This window comes from Sphingobacterium sp. 18053 (assembly GCF_902706145.1).
In the GTDB taxonomy this organism is placed as follows: domain Bacteria; phylum Bacteroidota; class Bacteroidia; order Sphingobacteriales; family Sphingobacteriaceae; genus Sphingobacterium; species Sphingobacterium paramultivorum.
In genome coordinates this window covers 24,032-45,293 of sequence record NZ_CACSJW010000008.1, presented here as the reverse complement: position 1 = coordinate 45,293, position 21,262 = coordinate 24,032, and the positions used below count along the sequence as shown (strand labels likewise).

Sequence of the window (21,262 nt, the reverse complement as noted above, 5' to 3'; positions counted from 1 at the left end):
AGATGAAAAATGGAACAATAGTTAAGGTCATGACTTTCTCTGTTTTATTGCTAACGCTGGGTTGTCAGCAGCCGCAGACAAATGAATCAAAGGAGACTGCGCAAAAACAACTTGACGAAAACAAAGAGAATAAAAGAATCGTTTTAGATTTTTATCAGCAAATGTTTGGTGATAAGGATGTTTCTGCAGTTGATAAGTACATTTCCCCTCAGTATATCCAACATAATCCCTCTGTTGCGGATGGAGCAGCGGCATTTAAGCTCGCTGCGGCGAAATGGTTTGAAGGGCAGCCCAAAACGAAGATTGATGTACAACACATTGCGTCGGATGGAGATTTGGTTTTCATTCACCTAAAAAATAAGAATCCAGATGGTAGTCTCAAATCGACTATTGATATCTTCAGGCTGGAAAAAGGTAAAATTGTGGAGCATTGGGATGCACAGCAAGATGTTCCTAAAAATGCAGCAAACGCACATCCTATGTTTTAAGGATATCAAAAAATCGCATTTCTTCTTTCCTTTACGTTTTAGTCCCTCTTAATTGTTAGTGGAGATGTCAGGTATGGTAAATTATGTCTAAATTTAGGCCTAAATCATTTTTCTGAGCAAACCACTAATTTTAATCATGAAAAGAGTCCTAGGCCTAAGTTTTTTTTATCTGTTGTTTTCTGCATGTAGTGTTCATTATAGTCCCAAAGATCATCCCTATGTATATGTGCAAAAGAAAGATCGCGAGGTTAAGGAATGGAAGCTGGTATGGGAAGAGCACTTTAATTCCCCTAAGCTAGACAGTAGTAAATGGTCCCGGATTCCAGCAGGCGGAGCCGACTGGAATCGCCACATGAGTACAGATGACGCCTGTTTTGGATGGGAAAATGGAGAGTTGATTCTTAAAGGAATTAAAAATACAGACAAAAATAGAGATTCAAGACAATTTTTGACAGGCGGGATATGGAGTAAGGGAAAGTTTGCTTTTCAGTACGGACGTATAGAAATCCGAGCTAAACTTGGAAGTGCAAAAGGGGCATGGCCCGCCATGTGGATGTTGGCAGAGTTGGACAAGTATGGAAAGTATCCGAGAAATGGTGAAATTGATATTATGGAACATCTTAATTTTGATAATATCATTTACCAGACAACACATTCATACTATACCTTAGATCTGGGGCAAAAGGAGAATCCCAAACATTTTGGTACCGCTTCGATCAAATCAGAGGAGTACAATACATATGGTATAAGCTGGTATCCCGATCGTATTGTATTTCAGGTGAATGGAGTTGATACCTTTACTTATCCACAGGTTAATGGAGTAGACCCCACTCAGTGGCCTTATGATCAACCCTTTTATCTATTGATTGATCAACAGTTGGGCGGGAGCTGGGTTGGTGAGGTAAATCAAGACCAGCTGCCTGTTGAGATGCGTATTGACTGGGTTAAAGTTTACCAATAGTGTTCAACAAGTCTCAGAAGGATAAAAGATGAAAAAGATCGCCGACTATTGAACCGCAGTTTTCTGATAACAGTGAAATATCCTAATTTTAGAGGTGACCTATGATTAGGTGATAAAAACTTAATATACACGACATAGGAAAAATGTTTACTTTTGGCCAAATTATGGAAGATAATACGATATTCAAGATTAGCAATAAGATTAAGGAAATTCGAAAAGAAAAAGGAATTACCATACAGGAAGTTGCTGATAGAGCTGGGGTAAGCAAGGGACTTATTTCGCAGATTGAAAATAACAGAACAATACCCTCCTTACTGGTATTGATTAATATCATCAATGCACTGAATATTGATCTTAATGAGTTTTTTAAAGATTTTAATTCTGAATTGGATTCAGGCCCCGTGGTCGTTCGGAAAAAAGATACTTATAGTCCGTTTGAAAAAGAGTCGGCGATAGGTTTCCATTATAAAAGGATTTTTACATCTGCGATGGATAGTTCAACAATGGATATTGTTCTTTTGGAATTGCTTCCAGATGCACAGCGACCAATGGTTGAGACCGAAGCTTATGAATATAAATATATCATTAGCGGACAGGTTGAGTATATCTTCAATGATCAAAAAATTAGCTTAGAAGAGGGCGATTCGATCTTTTTTAATGGTCGATTGTCACATACACCGCGCAATGTTGGAAGTGAAAAGGCCGTCATGCTAATTGTATACTTTTTTGAAAACAAGAAATAGAAGATAACATGTTAACTGTCAGAGCATCATTGAATCATTCAATGATGCTTTTTTCATTTTATACTTTTCGTATCGCAAAGGGATGCTTATATTTGTTTATAAATACTTAACAAAAGTTTAGTCTTGTGTTAATTTCCAAAATTTACTTTTGATTGCGGACAATGAGGTCTGTTAACAAGTTTAAATGATGGAGTTAAACCAACGAATAAAAAGACGCATAAATAGACTGGATGAGAAATCTGTGGCTATTGTTCTGGCTGTTACAGCATTTTTATGTTACACGAGTATGTATTCATTTAGAAAGTCATTTACGGCATCTGCTTTTGCAAATGATACTATTTTTGGTGTCGATTATAAAGTCTGTATGGTGGTCATTCAAATGCTGGGGTATTTGTTGTCCAAGTTTTATGGCATTAAATTTATCTCTGAAAGTAAACAACGTAATAGAGGGCGGTATTTAATCGGTTTGATTTGTATTTCATGGATAGGGCTTTTGGCATTTGCAGTTTGTCCGAGACCTTGGAATGTTGTCTTTCTTTTTATCAATGGTTTTCCATTGGGAATGGTTTGGGGGTTGGTATTTAGCTATTTAGAAGGAAGGCGGTTTACAGAGATTATGGGGGCAGTGATGTCCGTAAGTCTGATTTTCGCTTCAGGACTGATAAAAACGGTTGGGCGGTGGTTGATGTCTTCTTTTCATGTTAACGAGTTTTGGATGCCATTTTTGACGGGTTTACTTTTTTTTCTGCCCTTTGTTTTGTGTGTATGGATATTGGAAAATGCTCCAGGGCCAACAGAAGAGAATAAGAAGCTACGGACGGAGCGCATTGCGATGGATAGTAAAATGCGAAAACACTTTTTTAAAACCTTTATGCCGGGTATCGTTTTGACTATTATCGTTTACACCATGCTTACTATTTTACGTGATGTACGCGATAATTTTGAGGTTGAAATCTGGCAGATGTTACATGTGAAGGGGGCGGGCATTTTTGCAAAAGTTGATGGGACTATCTCCTTGATTGTACTGCTGCTGGTAAGTTGTCTAATCATGGTTAAAAATAATCTTAAAGCATTTAAGTTGATCCATTATATGATCATTATAGGTTTTCTGACTGCAGGTATTTCTACCTATTTGTTTACGAAACAATGGATTGACGGTTTAAGTTGGATGTTGCTCGTCGGTTTGGGCTTGTATATGGCATACATCCCTTACAATGCCATATTTTTTGAGCGAATGATCGCTACATATCGTATGAAAAGTAACATCGGCTTTGTTATGTATATGGCTGACTCAATCGGTTATTTGGGTAGTTTTCTGATATTGGTAAACAAAGAGTTTATGCCAAATTCTGTTACTTGGGGAAATTACTTTATTCAATTGGTCTTTTTAGCGTCTATTATCGGAGCGATTTTGGGTATATTTTCTCTTCTCTATTTTATTCGAAAAAAAGAACAGATGAAAGGAAGCGACGATGAATTATTGGCCCCTTGGCATACCACAAAAGGAGAAGTGCAAATTAGTTAACTATACTTTTTTATGATATTCTATTTATAAAGATGAAAACAAATACATATGATTTAATTATTGTTGGGGGTGGAATTTTAGGGACCTTTCATGCTTATCATGCGTTAAAAATGGGATTACGCGTGCTCCAACTCGAAAAAGATAATTTCCCCGTGGGATCTACCGTTCGTAATTTCGGACAAGTAGTGCCATCGGGGATGGCCGGTGAATGGTTTGATTATGGTGTAAGGGGACTTGAAATATATCAGTCTATTCAGAAAGAGATGGATATATCCGTTAGAAATAACGGCAGCATCTATATTGCTTCGGATAGTGATGAAGTTCAGGTGCTTCACGAGCTATCTAAGCACTATCAGGGAAAAGGATATGATCATGAACTTTGGTCAAAGGAACAGGTTTTATTGAAATATCCCGTAATGAATGCTGATTATGTTAAAGAAGCTATCTTTTTTCCGCAGGAACTCAGTGTAGAGCCCGAGTCAATGATTAGACAGCTGCATATTTATATGCAAAATAAGTTTGTGGACTATACGTTGAAATACGATACGACAATTGTGGCCTGCGAAGATAAAAATGATGCTGTTGTTGTCACGAGCAGTACGCTAGAAAACTTTGACGGGAAGAAATTGCTTATCTGCAATGGATACGAGTTTAAAATTTTATATCGGTCCTTATTTGATAATAGCGGGCTTGAAATTAGCAAGTTGCAAATGATGCGTACAAAGCCTTTGGCTCATATTCATCTTCCTGGGAATATCTTAACTGGGTTGACCATTCGTCGATACGAGAGTTTTGAAGAATATTGCCCTTCGTTTCAAACAATTCCAATGCCTGATTACTATCAGGAGCTGCACAATTATGGAATTCATATCCTATTTAAACAGGCCACGGATGGTAGTATTATTATCGGTGATTCGCATGAATATGCAGCGGGAAACAGATTGGATGAACTGGGCTTCTCAGTAAATTCCTATATCAATGAATTGATGATTGTAGAAGCCAACCGTATCATGCCAATGGAGCGTACCTGGATTTCATCTTCTTGGGCAGGTTATTATTCGCAACACAAAGATCATATTCTTGAAATCGACGTTAGCCCAAGAATACATGTTAGAACCGGTATTGGAGGGAAGGGAATGACAGCAAGTGCTGGCTATGCCGAACAGAGTATTGAAAAACTTTTTTAATTTAAACATATTGAAGAGCCCCGCTATCACATCTAGCGGGGCTCTTTCGTTTTTAAGCTATTTTTTTTATCAGTTTGTACAGACTTCCTAAACGTACAGTTTGTCTTTCTTAATAAGGTCAAGCTTTATAAAATTCAATTAGTAAATAACTAAATTATGAAGAAGACGTATGGTAAATCTTTTTATTTCATCAACTAATTTAGCTGTTGTTTGTTCTTTATAAAACATTATCTGACCAATATTTCCTTATTGTTTAGGGGTTAAACAATGTTTTTATTAACTTCACGGTCACAATAAACCAGATCTAAATATTAGAAGTGAATGGCAAATAATGTTTTTCCTGAAAATGAGTTAAGAAGGATAGAAAAATTAAAGTCCTATGAGTTAATGGGACTCGGGAAAGACCCTGAATTAGACGTTTTTGCGCAAGCGGCCTGTTTGATTACAGACTGTCCTGCCTCCTTAATTGCAATGATGGAGCAAGAAACGCAACGCATTCAGAGTTGTGTGGGTATGGAATTAGATACTGTTGAAAGGAAGAACACAGTCTGTCAATACACCATAATGAGTAAAGAGGTCCTCGTTATAGAGGATACTTTTGAAGATCCGCGTTCCTCTTCCAATCCATTGATTCGCGAAGGAAATATCCGTTTTTATGCTGGAGTTCCTCTTTTGGATGATGATGGTGATGCTCTTGGAACAATCTGTGTGATTGATTTCCATCCGAAAAAGCTTTCGGATAAACAAAAAGACTCGTTGGAAGAGCTTGGCAAGGCAGTGACCAAAATATTATTGGGAAAAAAACGAAAAGTACAGGCAGGTTATTTCTCCGAAATTTTTCACTTGACAAACAATATTATTTGCGTGTTGGATGAGGCGCGCAAGGTAAAAGAAATTAACCCCGCATTTAGTAAAGTCTTGGGATTGTCCAGATCGAATAGTTTAGGCAAATCTATTTTTACATTATTGGGAGACGCTGAAAGGGAGTTAGTATCGGACTTAGGTCGAGTTGAGGAAACAAAGTACGGAATTCAATCTACGAGTAGGACTAAAATAGAAAATGGCCAAGTTGTCGAAATTGAATGGCATTTCAAATATGATCCGATAAATCATGATATCCTGGCCTTTGGCAGAAACGTAACAAAAGAGCGCGAAGAAAAACTCAAGTTGGAGAATTCCGAACGTAGATTTCGTAGCTTTTTTGAAAATGCGATCGGCCTCATGAGCATGCATGATTTGGATGGTAATATTCTATCTGTCAATGAAAAAGGAAGAGAGATATTGCGGTATGCCAAAGAAGAGGTAAAAGGACTTAACCTCAAGAAATTGGTTCCGTCTCATCATGTCGGTCTGGTTGAAGAATATCTCAAACGTATTGCCAGCAATAAAGAGGATTCTGGAATGATGGTTCTCCAAACAAAAGATGGTGAAAACATTTCTTGGCTATACCACAATATGTTGGAAACGGATGAAAATGGACGGTCTTATGTTGTCAGTACGGCCTTGAATATGACGGATCGATTGCGGCTTGAAAATGATCTTTTGCATACCAAACAAATCCTGGAGCAGACCAATGCTGTCGCTCAGGTTGGCGGATGGGAGGTCAATTTAGTTGAAAACAAGGTTTATTGGTCCGACTCCACTAAGCTAATTCATGGTGTGGCTCCTGATTTTACACCTGATTTTGAACATGCAATCGGATTTTATGAGCCGGAAAGTCAGGTTGTTTTGCGTAGGGTTTTCGAAGACGCCATTACATCAAGAACACCTTACGATACCGAATTGCGTCTATTAAAGCAAGATGGAGAATCAATTTGGGTACGGGTAAAAGGTATTCCCGAATTTGAAAACGATGTGTGTAAGCGCGTTTTTGGAATTATTCAGGATATCGATCAAAGTAAATCGCTCTTCTTGGAACTGGAACGCAAAGAATCTATGTTACGTGCGTTTGTGGATTATGTTCCTGCTTCGGTTGCTATGTTTGACCGAGACTTTAACTATATTTCAGTCAGTAATCAATGGTTGGAAGATTTTCACGAAGGGGTAAGTTTGCCGCCAAATAGTAACTTTTTCAAACTGTTTCCAAATATCCCAGAAAATAGAAAAAAAATCTACCTTGATGCGCTGGAGGGAACACCTTATAAGAATATGGATGAGGTCATACAGGCTGGTGGACTTGCTGAAGCGCAACATTTCAATTGGGAAGTAAGACCTTGGCATCTTGCTGATGGAAGTATAGGTGGAATCATTATCTTTACACAAAATACGACCGAATCGGTAAAAATAAATGATGAATTAAAGTTAGCGAAGGAACTGGCCGATCTGGCGAGTAAAGCAAAGTCCGAATTCCTCGCCAATATGAGTCATGAAATTCGTACTCCCTTAAATGGTGTGATCGGATTCTCCGATTTGTTGTTAAAAACACCATTAAATGATACACAGCTACAATACCTCGGCTATATCAATGAATCGGGAAATAGCTTACTCAATATTATTAATGACATTTTAGACTTTTCAAAAATAGAATCGGGTAAACTCGAATTATTTGTCGATAAGTATAACGTTTATGATGTAGCCAATCAGGTTATTAATGTTGTTCTCTATCAAGCACAACGAAAAGAAGTCGAACTGCTTTTGAATATTGAGCAGGGACTGCCGGCTTTTGTTTGGATTGACGAGGCACGTATTAAGCAAGTGTTGGTGAATTTATTAGGTAACGCAGTTAAGTTTACGGAAAAAGGCGAAATCGAATTTAAGATCAGTAAACTTCGCAATGATGAGAATAAATTAACATTACGCTTTGAGGTCAGAGATACCGGTATAGGAATTCCACCCGAGAAACAACAACGCATCTTTGATGCTTTTACGCAAGAAGATAGCTCCGTAAGTAAACGATACGGCGGCACGGGACTCGGTTTGACAATTTCCAACAACCTTTTGAAATACATGGGAAGTAAATTGAATCTGACAAGCGAATTGGGTGTCGGATCGACGTTCTATTTTGATATCGAGGTCCGATGTGAAGAAATGGAGGATGAAGATACAGCTTTGCCTTTAAATCGTGTCCTCGTTGTCGATGACAACGCGAATAACCGGATTATCCTGCAACATATGTTGGCCTATAAAAACGTCGAATCTGTCCTCGCAGAAAACGGCATGGAAGCCTTACAGTTGCTGATGAAAGGGGAACGATTCGATGTTATTTTAATGGACTATCATATGCCGATCTTATCGGGCCTCGAAACGATAGAAAAAATCAAAGAACTCTTTAGAAAACAGGAAGAAGGTATTCCTTTGATCGTGTTGCACACTTCATCAGAAGAGCATGAGGTGATTTCAGCATTTAGACAAGAGGAGCGGTCATTCTGTCTACTTAAGCCGATTAAATCTGAGGAACTGTATTCGACTTTAAGAAGGGCGATACAACAAAATAGGGAAGATGCAGTGCAATTAAAGGCGAATGCAAACTTATCGTTATCATCGGATTTGTACGGTCAGGACGTTCAAGTGCTCTTGGCAGACGACAATGCCGTTAACATGGCACTTAATTTACGCATGATGGCAAGCATAATGCCAGGAGCGCTCTTAACTGAAGTTTCTGACGGAGCACAAGCCATTCATGCTTGCAAAGAAAAACAATTTGATTTTATTTTGATGGATGTTCAGATGCCCAAGGTCGATGGGATTGAAGCAACCAAACAGATCCGGCAAATGGCAGCTTATGCTGAAACACCTATTATCGGTGTTACTGCCGGTAATATTTCAGGCGAAAAGGAACGCTGTCTCGAAGCGGGGATGTCAGACTTTCTAGCTAAACCTATTCGACAACAGGATTTATTCAAGGCCCTGGAAAAAGCTATGTTATCGGTAAAACCTAGTGCTGCAGAAGCTTCGGATCTAGAGGATTTGGATGAGCATTTGGATATGCAGCGCCTGGAAGAACAAGCCGGTGATGATCCCGCATTTTTAACCTTTTTTCTGGATTTGGTCGTCCGGGAAATAACGGGGTCTAGAAAGCAGTTAAAGGAGGCAATTGATACAAACGATATTGTACGCATCAAAGAACTCCTTCATAAGTTGCGGGGAACTTCATCGACTGCTGGACTTATCAGGTTGGCCCAAATGACTAAAGACCTTGAGACCAGCCCAACGATCGAAACTGACCTTGCGATCGCTTTTGTGGCAATCGAACAAGAAATGGATATAGGACTGGAATTAATTACAAAAATCTTAAATAAATAATGATATGTTGATTTTAATAGCGGAAGATGATGAATTGATATTGCGTACTGTTGAACACAAATTAGTAAAAGAAGGACACGAAGTGGTGCTGACCAGAAATGGCCGTGAAGCCATCGAGAAAATTAATGAGCTGGATTTGGATTTAGTTGTAACGGATATTATGATGCCCTTTGCTTCTGGTATTGAAATTCTTTCGGCAATAAAAAGTATTGGAAAGAAGATCCCAGTTATTGTATTATCAAGTATGGGCCAAGAGGAGGTCGTGGTTGATGCATTTGATTTAGGTGCATCGGATTTTATGGTTAAGCCATTTAGTCCAAATGAACTGATTCTTAGGATAAAACGCCTAATAAATAAATAAAATTATGCATCACCATATCGAGCTACATGAGCTTATTCTGGCGATTGTTATCGTATTGATTTTAGTACTATTGTTGATTATCACGGTACTGGGATACAGCTTTTATAGCTATAGAATCCTTCATAATAGGCAATCCTGGAGACAGATCATCGAGTACAAGATTATGGAAACTATTGTTGGTGGCGATGAGAATAGCGATCGAGATCTGGAGTTTGCGACATACTTGAAAGAACCTTCTTTTCGAGCTCTTTTTTTGGATGTATTAGTTGACTCTGATAGAAAATTTTCTGGTGGAGCTAAACAATCGATCAATAGGTTGTTTCATGATTTTAAATTGGAGGATGAGGCCTGGCGGAAGCTTCGGCATAGAAAAGCTTATTTGGTTGCCGGTGGGGTTCAGGAGCTTGCTGCAATGAATGTCGAACCAGCAATCCCAGAGATAACAGCCAAGCTTAATGATTCCCGCACTGCGGTATATCAAGAAGCACAATATGCAATCGTAACTTTTAAAGGGTATGAGGGGCTTGGTTTTTTAGATCAATTCGATCGTCCCTTATCAGACTGGCAACAATTACGTTTATTGTTTTCCATCCATGAAATACCCGAGCTTTCGGAGTTACACGTTGATACCTGGCTTAAGAGTTCAAATGATTCTGTTGTCATATTTACGTTGCGCTTGATCCGAAAATTTAGATTGATGACTTTTTATACGGAAGTTTTTAACCTATTGGATCATCCATCTACGAAAGTTCGTATACAAGCCATACGAACATTGCAGGCCATTGAGAACAGTGGGACAATTCAGCAATTTATACAAAATTTTGATCTGCAACCAATCGAAGTTCAGATTGAAATCCTTAAAGCTATGAAAATTGCCAAAAGTAGAGAAAGTGAGCATTTTCTGAAGGATCAACTTTGGAATCATAGTCAAGTGTCAATTAAAATTTCTGCCGCAGAAGTACTCGTTGTGCTTGGAGAAGAACATTATCTCCGCGAAATTTCACAACGTGAAGATACATACGACGAACTTACACAAATTATTAAACACGCATTGCAAGAGAAAAAATGTTAGAGTTTTCCCATATCGTATACGAAATTATAGTTTGGTTATTTTTGCTTTATTCGGCAGCGGTATTTATTATCTATACTTGGATAGGGCTATACGCTTATGGAGCTGTGTTTCGTTACAAACACAATAATACGTTTACGGATTATAGTATTATTGCGACCAACCCCAACGCGCCTACATTCAGTCTGATTGCTCCAGCCTACAACGAGGGGATGACCATCGTTGAAAATGTACGTTCTTTATTGTCGCTGTATTATCATAATCTGGAAATTATCATCGTCAATGATGGTAGTAAAGACGATTCAATTTTGAAATTGATCGCCTCTTATGAACTTGAACCAACGTCTTTTTTTGTTCAGGGAAATATTGAGACCAAGGATATAAGGGGAATCTATAAGAGCAAAAATCCAGCATTTAAGAAGCTGATTGTTGTTGACAAGGAAAATGGCGGTAAGGCTGATGCGCTCAACGTCGGCGTTAATATTTCTTCTGGAGATTATATCGTCTGTATTGATGTAGATTGTATTTTGGAACAGGATGCTATTCTAAAATTAGCAAAGCCATTTTTGGAACAGACCGACAAACGCGTTATAGCCTGCGGCGGAGTTATACGTTTGGCCAATAACTGTAATGTCGTGAATGGTTCTGTCGTGGACGTTAATCTTCCAAAATCATGGTTGGGGCGTACGCAGGCCTTAGAGTACATCCGTGCTTTTATTTTAGGTCGAATGGCTTGGTCAAGGGCTTCGGGTTTAATTCTTATTTCCGGGGCATTTGGCGCTTTTGACCGGGAGATCGTATTGGCTTGTGGGGGCTATGACCGAAATACGGTAGGAGAAGATATGGAGCTTGTTGTTCGTATGCGCCGTTATATGGAGGAGCAAAAGCAAGCCTACGAGGTGGTCAACATTCCTGATCCATTGTGCTGGACCGAAGTACCCGAGTCAAAAGAAGTATTACGTAAACAGCGTAATCGTTGGATGCGGGGCACGATGGAGACCTTATGGAAACATCGGAAACTCATGTTCAATCCGAAATATGGCCGTTTTGGTATGGTCAGTATGCCTTATTGGTTTTTCTTCGAATTCCTGGGCCCTATTGTCGAATTTACAGGCTATATTGTTTTTATAATCTTTTTTATTCTGGGAATCATCAACTGGCCATTTTTCTTTGCGCTATTTGCATTGGTGATTGCTTCCGGAATTTTGTATTCGATCTATGCAATCTTGGTTGATCTTGTTAGCCATCAGGTTTATTCTAAGAAGCGAGATCTTTCCACTCTAATAACTACGGCGATACTAGAACCGTTATACTTTCACCCCATTGTTGTTAAAGCTGGAGTACAGGGCGTTGTTGATTACTTTCGGAAGCAGCATGGCTGGGGAGAAATGACACGACAAGGCTTCCAACAAAAAGATGCGAATGAGTCGGTTTGGAAATACCTCGGTCAGCGATTAAATCTGTCGTTACAGAGCTTAGGACCTGTTATGTTGGTCGTCTTTGCCTTGTATATGTTGTCCGTTGGTGTAGAATGGTGGTGGTACGGTCGTCGATTTGTTCAGCTTTCGGAGTCACATGCCGGGAAGGATCTATTTTTGGATAACATCCTGTTCATTTTTCAAGCCTTGGCCTGTTTGGGAATCGGCTATTTATTGCTTCAGTTCATAAGCAGTTTTTGGGCGAGACTTCTTATGGTCATATCGTTCTCGTTTATTGTCGTTATGCAATTCATCTTGTTTCTGTATTTTGGCGAATCCAGAAATTTGCTTGGAGCTGATATGTTCTATTACAGTTCGGAAGAGATGAAGCAAATTTTGGAGGCTAGCGGTATGTTGAGTTTTACCAATATTGCTTTACTTTTATTATTGATCGTAATTTCTTGGGTTCCCCTTTGGATTGCCAATAAACAGACATTCAAAAAACCCTATGCTAGTATTGCACTGTTATCTTTGGGGATCATATCGTTTTTCATCTCCTCGGCTTCGTTTTTTCGGGGTAGCGCTGAAAAAGATGAATTCGTAGCCAATGCAAGCCGGAGCAAATGGCGTTATTTTTTTGATTCTAATTTGTCCAATTACGTGGATGATCACCCGGGGATGTTCGCTATGTTCAATAAAGACGATGATGATGCAAAAGTGTTGGATACTAAATTTCCTTTTTTGAAAAAAGAGGATACGAAAGATTTCCTGGGGACATACATGCAAAAATCAGCGAAAGTACCCAATTTGGTCATTCTTGTTATCGAGGGTTTAGGACATGCCTATAGTGCTGAAAATGGTTATATTGGCAACTTTACACCTTTTATAGGTACATTGAAGCAACAGTCTTTGTATTGGGATAATAATATGAGTTCCTCAGGTCGGACATTTTCCGTTTTACCGACCATAACAGGTTCGTTGCCTTTTGCGACACATGGATTCCTGGAACAAGACACCTTGCCAGACAACTTCAATCTCTTTAATATTCTGAAGAGCAATGGATTCAATACTGGATTTTTCTATGGTGGTCATTCTAATTTTGATTTCATGAAAAAGTTCATGGATTATAATAAAATAGATATGCTTATGGACCAAGCGGCATTCGGACCTCCTTATAAAAAATTGCCCGAAAAGGGTGGGGAGAGCTGGGGATATGAAGATCAAGCTGTCTTTAGCAAACTTCTTGAAGTGCAGAAAGTACAGGAACACCCTTATTTCCATGTGCTTTTAACGCTATCAACCCATAATCCGTTTTTGATCAATAATGCGGCTCATTATGAGCAATTGTTTGATCAACGTATAGCAACATTGAACCTTACACCGGAACAAAAAAAGTGGGCTTTGGAAAACCGTACCCAACTTGTTTCGGTACTGAATTTGGATGACGCGATGGAGCAGTTCTTTAAAGAATATAAAAAGAGGCCAGATTTTGCAAATACTATTTTTGTCATAACTGGAGACCACGCGATGCCTGAGATACCATTGCAAAGCAAAATCGATCGTTATCATGTTCCCTTGTTGATTTATTCACCACTTTTGAAAGGGCCAAAGACTTTTCATAATTTTGTTAGCCATTTTGATGTCGCGCCTTCTATATTAGCCTACTATCGTGAGAATTTTGGGCTTAAAACTCCTAACCAAGTTACATGGATCGGTGAGGGGCTCGATAAGGGCGCTTCGGCACAGGGTGATGGTATAGCCATGATGCAGAGTAAAAATCAATTGATTGATTTTGTGAAAGGCAGTTATCATCTTTCCGATGGACAACTGTATAAACTGGATGGTGTGCTCAATGAAGATGCCGCCGCGGATAATGCGAAAGAAGAATTGTCCAAGCGCTTTGAATTATTTAAGCGCAAGAACAAACTTTTTTATACGCAAAAGCGACTTCTTCCAGATAGTGTTTATACAAATTACTTTAATCGAACAAAGAAGAACTAGAATTTTCGAATATAACCAAGGATGATGTCCAATTGATTCCCTCGCTCTTTTGGCCTGAATTCTTGGTTATAATAGGTGCCCGAAATTGAAAATAGGTTACTTTGCTTAACTGAGAAATTATACTCGGCACCTACTTTGAATGTTTTTAATTTATAGGAAGCGTTGTCCAATAGATTATTTCGGTTTTCCTCGGGGCTCAGACCCGTTCCGGCACTAAATCCGAAGTAATCGTTTGCTCCTTTTGTATAATAGCGGACTGTTCCGGTATAGGATTGGGAAATATTCTTTTCGCCCGGTGTAAGATAAGTCCTCAGATTGAACCAAAAGTTTTGGTAATATTTTCCCACTGAAGCCGTATACATCCAGATGTTGTCACTAAAATAAAGCTGACGATATCCGATCTCCCCCTCAAAGCTGTTCGGAAGATTGGCATAGAGAGACACACCAGTTCTATATTTCGCAAAAATGCCTACATTATTGGAGTATCCAGCACCGACATATAGGTAAAATATCTTTGAAAGACGCGGGTAAGCCTCCATTTCAAATTGGACACCATTTTCTGCAAATTTATTCGCATAGTTAGTTCTGAAAATAACGGATCCTATTGGTGTTGCCCGTTTATAACTTAATCCAACAATGTGCCAATTATGATCAAACTGTTTGTCAAAGTAGACAAAATTGTACGTCAGACCGATCGCATTTTTTGCTGTGTATTCTTCAATGTTTTTTGCCAGTGCTCTGGCCTCTGTATTTTTTGGATTAATTGCCAATAAACTATTAATTGCCTTTTCGGCAACCTCATAATGATCATTGCCATAACTTATTTTACCTTTTAACAGCAGTAGATCCTGAGACTGCGGATGTATGCTAAGCCCTTTGTCTGTAATTGCAATAGCTTTGTCAGTCTGATCATTCCAATATTCCAATGAGGCGTAGGCTAAAAAGAAATCTTCATCACTTGTATTCTTTTTATCCAGTTCTGTAAAGATGGTTCTTGCCGAATCAATTTTATCCGACCAGGTATAAAGACGTCCGAGAAAAATGCTAATATCCGTGTAATCCGGTGCTTGAAGTAGGGCCTGTTTAGATAATTGAATGGCTTGCGGATAATCTTTTGAATCAAAAGCTACCTTTCGCGCTTTTACAAAGAGATCATCAGCAGTGAGTTTCGTCTCTTGCGCGATAGAAAATAAGGGTAATAAAGAGAGGGAGAGTAATGGATAAATTACTTTTTTCATTCTAGATCGTAAATTTGACATTTAAGCTTGCTAATATATAAACTAAAATTAGGAAATTTTGTTTGTCGCTAGTTGTTTTAGAATAAATTTTTGAGCTCTTTTAAAGCGTTCTATCTCATTTTGTAGAACGCCTTCCGAAATGATCCTTAGAATAGGAGTTTCGAAAAACGCCAATGAAATGTGTCAACAACCGTTAACTGGTTGCTATCTACGGGTAATCCGGTTACTATTTTAAGTACCTGCATGGCCATCATACTGCCGATAATACCGGGCAAGGGGCCTAGCACCCCATTTTTATCGCAATTTGGAACCTGCTCCGGATCGGGGGGAGTTGGAAAGATATCTAATAGGTTTTTACTACCCTGATAGTTAAAGACAGCCAGCTGGCCTTCGAAACCATAGATGCTACCGTATACCAAAGGTTTATCGAGTTGTAGGCAGGTCTGATTAAGCAGGTAGCGCGTTGTAAAGTTATCACAGCAATCGACAATGATATGATAGGGAGCGAGCATTGCTAGCGCGTTGTCAGCATCTATTTTTACCTGAAAGGGTTCAAAATCAATTGTGCTATTGTGCTGTCGTACATAGGCTGTGGCACTTTCTGTTTTTGCTTGGTGTATATTATTTTCGGAATGAATGATCTGTCTATTAAGATTGTGGATTTCAACCCGGTCAAAATCAACCAGCCCAAGTTTGCCTATACCGGCCGCGGCTAAATATTGAACGACAGGACTCCCGAGTCCGCCTGCACCGACGACCAATACCTTGGCATCCATAATCTTCCGTTGTCCGGCAACGCCAATCTCTTCGATAAAAATCTGTCTGCTATAGCGATCAAAAATGTTATCTTTTTTCATGTATTTAACGTACAATACCCGCGTAATTGCTTTCCCAGTCTTTCATCACTGGAGAATAGCCCATTTTTCGGATTTGATTTTTTATTGTTTCCATATCTCTTTCATCACTTACTTCAAATTGTTCCAAAGCTTGGGGATCGACAACATAGCCTCCAGGATTGGTTTTTGAAGCTGCACTCATCGTGGTTACGCCAATGGGTATGATATGATCCCTGAAGGTTTGGTTTTCTCTGGTTGAAATGGAGATTTCCAAATTTTCATTCCACAGGCGATATGCGCAGATCAACTGCAGCAGATCACGATCGGCCAAATGAAAATTTGGCTCAACAGAACCCGCGGCTGGTCGTAAGCGCGGAAATGAAATTGAATAACGTGTCTGCCAATATTGTTTTTGCAAATAGGCAATGTGTGCCGCGGTGAAAAAGCTGTCCACCCGCCAGTCCTCTAGCCCAAGTAATACCCCCAGTCCGATTTTATGGATTCCGGCCCGGCCTATACGGTCAGGCGTATCCAAACGATAGTCAAAATTGGACTTCTTTCCTTTCGGATGATATTGTTTGTAAACTTCTCGATGGTAGGTTTCCTGATAGACCAAAATGGCATATACCCCTGCGGTCTGTAGTAGTCGGTACTCGGATTCTTCCAGTGGCTGTACCTCAATGGATATCTGTGAAAAATGAGGTTTTAAAAGGCGAATAGCGTTTAGGAAATAATTGATCTCGACCGTTTTGTTGGCTTCTCCGCTGACTAGTAAAATGTGGTTGATTCCCATGGATTTAAGTGCCATTGCCTCCAGTAATAGTTCGGTGTTGCTGAGGGTTTTGCGTTTAATTTTATTGTCCATGCTAAAACCGCAATATGTACAGATGTTTTGGCACTCATTGCTCAGGTAAAGAGGGGCATAGAGTTGTACGGTTTTACCGAAGCGACGTTGCGTGATTTGTTGTGTTTTTTGTGCCATTTGTTCCAGATACGGTGCTGCAGCCGGTGAGATGAGCGCGCTAAAGTCAGCGAGCGTTAAATGGTCTTTTTCTAACGCGTGTTGTACATCCTGATTGGTAGCGTCATAAATCTGCGTGTGGACGTCATTCCAGGAGTATTCATCGAGTATCGTTTTGAAATCTGTCATAAGTGAATCATCAATCAAATAAAAATGAAGTTAAGGGACTCGAACCGATTGCTTGTGATCCGATCTTTCCTAAACCGGCTTCATAAGCCTTTCGTCCAGCGATAACAGCCTCTTTGAATGCTTCGGCCATACGTATCGGATTATTTGAGACCGCAATTGCCGTATTGACCAAGACTGCATCCGCTCCGATTTCCATGGCTTTGGCGGCATCGGATGGAGCTCCGATCCCAGCATCTACAACCACAGGGACATTACTCTCCTCAATAATAATTTCGAGAAAGTCCAGTGTGCGAAGCCCTTTATTACTACCAATAGGAGCACCTAAAGGCATAACAACTGCTGTACCTGCATTTTCCAATCTTTTACAAAGTACTGGATCTGCGTGAATATAAGGCATGACAACGAAACCCCGTTTGGCCAGCGATTCAGTTGCACGCAGGGTTTCAATAGGATCGGGCAGTAAATAACGAGGGTCGGGATGAATTTCCAGCTTTACCCAGTTGGTTTCCAATGCCTCCCGTGCAAGTTGGGCTGCGAGCACAGCTTCTTCAGCAGTTCGTGCTCCCGAAGTATTGGGAAGCAAATGGATTGCCGCCAGATCGAGCGCACTGATGAGACTGTCGTCTGCGCTGGTCTGGTCGATTCGTTTGAGGGCAACGGTGACCAATTGGGAGGCCGAAGCCACAATGGCATCGCTCATTTCTGTGAGATTACCGAATTTGCCCGTACCCAGAAATAATCTGGATTCAAATACGCGATCGGCTATATGTAGGTTGCTCATAATAAAATTTTATTGATGGATGAAACAATGTTTGGAGTCTTGGTTACGATTCCGGAGAGTGCTACACCGTAAACTCCAATTTCTAATAGCTGTTGGATATCTTCAAGTTGGCTTATACCGCCAATTGCGAATATTGGAATAGGGGGCAAGCCCGCTAGGCGGACTTGTTGGATGATGTTTTCATATCCTGCAATCCCCAGTAGGGGACTTAGTTTTTGTTTTGTTGTGGTATAGTTGAATGGTCCGAGTCCGACATAGTCACAATCTTCACTTATTCTTTGTTTTACATCCGCAAAGCTATTGGCAGTACCGCCGATTATTTTTCCTGCACCCAATATGTCCCGGGCAGCTGTGACGCTGCAGTCATCCAGTCCCAAGTGCACGCCATCTGCGTCTACAGCCGCTGCAAGCGAAGGATGGTCATTGATGATACAGCTGGCACCAAATTCGGAACAGGTTTGCTTGATCTGTTCTGCAAGCATGTAGCGGCTCTTTTCATCGGCGTCCTTCCATCTGATCTGTATCCATTTGGCCCCCGCATCCAGCGCTTTCAGTATGTTATTTTTTTGTTCAGTTAATGTTTGTCCCTGCGATATATATTGGAGTTTTTCCATAGTTTTTGTTTGCATGCTATAAAATTTTGAACTGGCTCAGGGTGCTTCCATAAAGTACCATATAAGGCAATTCCATCTGCACCTTGCTGCATCGGGATAAGACAGTTATCTTGGTTTATCCCTCCAAGACCGATGAGACCAACAGTAAAGTTGGAGCGTGACGGGAGCTGATCCAACCTTGCATTATGCACTCCATACCCCACTTTAGAGATGCTCGGAAATAATGGACTTAGAAAAGCATAGGCCCAACATTCATCAAGGCTATTGAATTGATCGATATCATGAACAGATGTTGAACAGATTGTTGTAGGCAGCATTTGATTTGTTGATCTATCCTTTCTATTCTTTTCGTTCATATGAATACGTGCGATTCCGAGCTCAGCCGATAGGTGAGGGTGGGAATGTAGGACCAATCTGTCCAAATATGTGGAATCTATAGATTCCACATATTTGGACATTTGTAGGTCTGTAAAATGATACTTGCGCAAGTGCAGGATATCGAGTCCTTCTTTGAACAAAGCGTCTATAATCCCTTTTTCGGAAGGGATCGTTTCTGCTGCTGTCAAAGCGATGATCATGAATAAATCTCTTTTCCTTGCGCGATGAATTCCTGCGATTTTTCCAGCATCCCTTGTGCGGCACTATCTCTGATTTCCTGCGTAATTTTCATCGAGCAAAATTTGGGACCGCACATGGAGCAGAAGTGAGCCACTTTGGCCGCATCTGCCGGCAATGTTTCGTCATGATATTCCCGTGCTGTATCTGGATCCAGGGAAAGGTTGAATTGATCTTCCCATCTAAATTCAAATCTCGCTTTACTCAAGGCATTATCACGGTATTGTGCACCTGGATGTCCTTTGGCCAAATCGGCCGCATGGGCAGCTAGTTTATAGGTGATTACACCGTCTTTAACGTCTTTTTTATTTGGTAAGCCCAGATGTTCTTTGGGCGTCACATAGCAAAGCATCGCACATCCATACCAACCGATCATCGCAGCTCCAATGGCTGATGTGATATGGTCATAACCTGGAGCAATATCAGTTGTTAAGGGACCCAAGGTATAAAATGGAGCTTCGTCACAACAGGCCAATTGCTTGTCCATATTCTCTTTGATCAATTGCATAGGAACATGGCCCGGACCTTCGATCATCACCTGAACATCGTGTTTCCAGGCGACCTTGGTGAGTTCGCCCAGTGTTTCGAGCTCAGCAAATTGAGCCGCATCGTTGGCGTCCGCAATGGCACCTGGACGGAGACCATCGCCAAGTGAAAAAGCAACATCATATCGCTTCATGATCTCACAGATCTCCTCAAAATGAGTATAAAGAAAGTTCTCTTTGTGGTGGAAAAGACACCATTTGGCCATGATAGACCCTCCTCTGGAAACAATTCCCGTTACTCGAGATGCTGTGAGATGGATATAACGAAGCAGTACGCCGGCGTGTATGGTAAAGTACGAAACACCCTGTTCGGCCTGTTCAATCAGGGTATCTTTGAATATTTCCCAGGTAAGGTCCTCGGCCACTCCCTTCACTTTTTCGAGCGCCTGATAGATTGGTACTGTACCGATTGGAACGGGCGAGTTACGGATAATCCATTCGCGGGTTTCGTGAATATTTTTGCCAGTGGATAGGTCCATGATTGTATCGGCTCCCCACCGACAGGCCCATACCGCTTTCTCAACTTCTTCCTCTATACTTGAACTTACAGCGCTATTGCCAATATTGGCATTAATTTTAACAAGAAAGTTGCGCCCGATAATCATGGGTTCACTTTCAGGGTGATTGATATTATTAGGGATGATCGCTCTTCCGGCAGCGATTTCCTCACGGACAAATTCTGGTGTAATAGCTTTATCATGTGTTCTAGCACCAAAGTTTTGCCCTTTATGCTGATGATCCATTCCGGGGGTACTGGCCGTGAGCTGCTCCATACGTTGGTTTTCACGGATAGCAACGTACTCCATTTCTGGGGTAATAATGCCTTGCTTTGCATAATGTAATTGGGTGACATTCCTGCCGGCAGAGGCTACTTTTGGTTTATGACCATAGGCAAATCGGAGTTCATCCAACGTTGGATCAGAAAGGCGTTTTTGTCCATATTCAGAGCTGATGCCAGGCAGCTGTATGACATCCTGACGATCCAATATCCACTGATCGCGAAGGCGAGGGAGGCCTTTCCGGATATCGATATGGACGGTGTCATCCGTATAAGGTCCAGAAGTATCATAGATTGTTACCGGCGGATTAATTTCTACCTCTCCATTCGTTAATTTGGTTGGACTCAAGGAGATTTGACGCATAGCGACTTGAATAGGAAATAGTTTTCCGGATACAAAAATTTTCTTTGCATTTGGAAAGGGGGATTGCGTAATTGTTTCAGCTGTCATTTTTTTCTGTATTGGGTGAATTACTCGGTTGATTTTTTGGGAATGGCTATCCGCCCTGAGATGCGGTAATTAAGATAATCTGATCGTAAGGTTTAAGTGTTGTCGTAGCCCAGTCCTTTTTGGGGATGACTTTGTTGTTGATGGCTACAGCCACACCCTGAGTTTTGCCAGATAATTCCAAAAGCAACAAGCCTTCAAGTGAAGTAAGTGGGGGGTCGAAAAATCGAATCTGATGGTTTATTGTAAGTTCCATTCCTTA

General features: G+C 40.4%; 17 protein-coding genes. 9 read left to right on the top strand and 8 right to left on the bottom strand.

Annotation, left to right across the window (positions count from 1 at the left end):
• Positions 1-2 precede the first annotated feature (2 nt).
• The 9 genes from GVK91_RS18765 (at position 3) to GVK91_RS18725 (ending at position 13,995) form a co-directional block, all read left to right on the top strand.
• The gene (locus GVK91_RS18765; protein WP_159730792.1) at positions 3-488 is read left to right on the top strand and encodes an ester cyclase; all 486 of its coding nucleotides are present in this window, start codon (positions 3-5) and stop codon (positions 486-488) included.
• Positions 489-624: 136 nt separating this feature from the next.
• On the top strand, positions 625-1,449 hold the full coding sequence (locus GVK91_RS18760; protein ID WP_159730790.1) for a glycoside hydrolase family 16 protein: 825 nt from the start codon (positions 625-627) through the stop codon (positions 1,447-1,449).
• Positions 1,450-1,613: 164 nt separating this feature from the next.
• The gene (locus GVK91_RS18755) at positions 1,614-2,192 is read left to right on the top strand and encodes a helix-turn-helix domain-containing protein (RefSeq protein WP_075994857.1); all 579 of its coding nucleotides are present in this window, start codon (positions 1,614-1,616) and stop codon (positions 2,190-2,192) included.
• Between the two features lie 184 nt (positions 2,193-2,376).
• A complete protein-coding gene (locus GVK91_RS18750; RefSeq protein ID WP_159730788.1) occupies positions 2,377-3,717 on the top strand; it encodes a DUF5690 family protein in 1,341 nt (446 codons plus the stop codon).
• Between the two features lie 32 nt (positions 3,718-3,749).
• Positions 3,750-4,904, top strand: coding sequence for a TIGR03364 family FAD-dependent oxidoreductase (locus GVK91_RS18745; protein WP_159730786.1), 1,155 nt, complete (start codon positions 3,750-3,752; stop codon positions 4,902-4,904).
• A 321-nt stretch (positions 4,905-5,225) separates the two neighbouring features.
• A complete protein-coding gene (locus GVK91_RS18740) occupies positions 5,226-9,146 on the top strand; it encodes a response regulator (RefSeq protein WP_159730784.1) in 3,921 nt (1,306 codons plus the stop codon).
• A 4-nt stretch (positions 9,147-9,150) separates the two neighbouring features.
• Complete coding sequence (locus GVK91_RS18735) at positions 9,151-9,507, top strand: response regulator transcription factor (protein ID WP_120332802.1); 357 nt, start codon at positions 9,151-9,153, stop codon at positions 9,505-9,507.
• A 4-nt stretch (positions 9,508-9,511) separates the two neighbouring features.
• Positions 9,512-10,579, top strand: coding sequence for a hypothetical protein (locus tag GVK91_RS18730; protein WP_159730782.1), 1,068 nt, complete (start codon positions 9,512-9,514; stop codon positions 10,577-10,579).
• Complete coding sequence (locus tag GVK91_RS18725; protein ID WP_159730780.1) at positions 10,573-13,995, top strand: sulfatase-like hydrolase/transferase; 3,423 nt, start codon at positions 10,573-10,575, stop codon at positions 13,993-13,995. The genes GVK91_RS18730 and GVK91_RS18725 overlap by 7 nt, the downstream gene beginning before the upstream one ends.
• On the opposite strand, the gene GVK91_RS18720 is transcribed toward GVK91_RS18725, so the two are convergent.
• The 8 genes from GVK91_RS18720 to thiS form a co-directional block, all read right to left on the bottom strand.
• On the bottom strand, positions 13,992-15,233 hold the full coding sequence (locus GVK91_RS18720) for a YaiO family outer membrane beta-barrel protein (protein ID WP_153846767.1): 1,242 nt from the start codon (positions 15,231-15,233) through the stop codon (positions 13,992-13,994). The genes GVK91_RS18725 and GVK91_RS18720 overlap by 4 nt on opposite strands.
• Before the next feature lie 146 nt (positions 15,234-15,379).
• Positions 15,380-16,090, bottom strand: a complete 711-nt coding sequence (locus GVK91_RS18715) for a HesA/MoeB/ThiF family protein (protein WP_159730778.1) — start codon at positions 16,088-16,090, stop codon at positions 15,380-15,382.
• Positions 16,091-16,094: 4 nt separating this feature from the next.
• Positions 16,095-17,219, bottom strand: coding sequence for a 2-iminoacetate synthase ThiH (gene thiH, locus GVK91_RS18710; RefSeq protein ID WP_159730776.1), 1,125 nt, complete (start codon positions 17,217-17,219; stop codon positions 16,095-16,097).
• Between the two features lie 10 nt (positions 17,220-17,229).
• Positions 17,230-18,000, bottom strand: coding sequence for a thiazole synthase (locus tag GVK91_RS18705; protein WP_159730774.1), 771 nt, complete (start codon positions 17,998-18,000; stop codon positions 17,230-17,232).
• A complete protein-coding gene (locus GVK91_RS18700) occupies positions 17,997-18,629 on the bottom strand; it encodes a thiamine phosphate synthase (protein WP_235032958.1) in 633 nt (210 codons plus the stop codon). Before GVK91_RS18700 ends, GVK91_RS18705 begins: the two co-directional genes overlap by 4 nt.
• A complete protein-coding gene (locus GVK91_RS18695) occupies positions 18,575-19,192 on the bottom strand; it encodes a thiamine phosphate synthase (RefSeq protein WP_159730772.1) in 618 nt (205 codons plus the stop codon). Before GVK91_RS18695 ends, GVK91_RS18700 begins: the two co-directional genes overlap by 55 nt.
• Complete coding sequence (thiC, locus tag GVK91_RS18690; RefSeq protein ID WP_159730770.1) at positions 19,189-21,003, bottom strand: phosphomethylpyrimidine synthase ThiC; 1,815 nt, start codon at positions 21,001-21,003, stop codon at positions 19,189-19,191. Before thiC ends, GVK91_RS18695 begins: the two co-directional genes overlap by 4 nt.
• Before the next feature lie 46 nt (positions 21,004-21,049).
• Positions 21,050-21,256, bottom strand: a complete 207-nt coding sequence (gene thiS, locus GVK91_RS18685) for a sulfur carrier protein ThiS (protein ID WP_153846774.1) — start codon at positions 21,254-21,256, stop codon at positions 21,050-21,052.
• Positions 21,257-21,262: the final 6 nt, after the last annotated feature.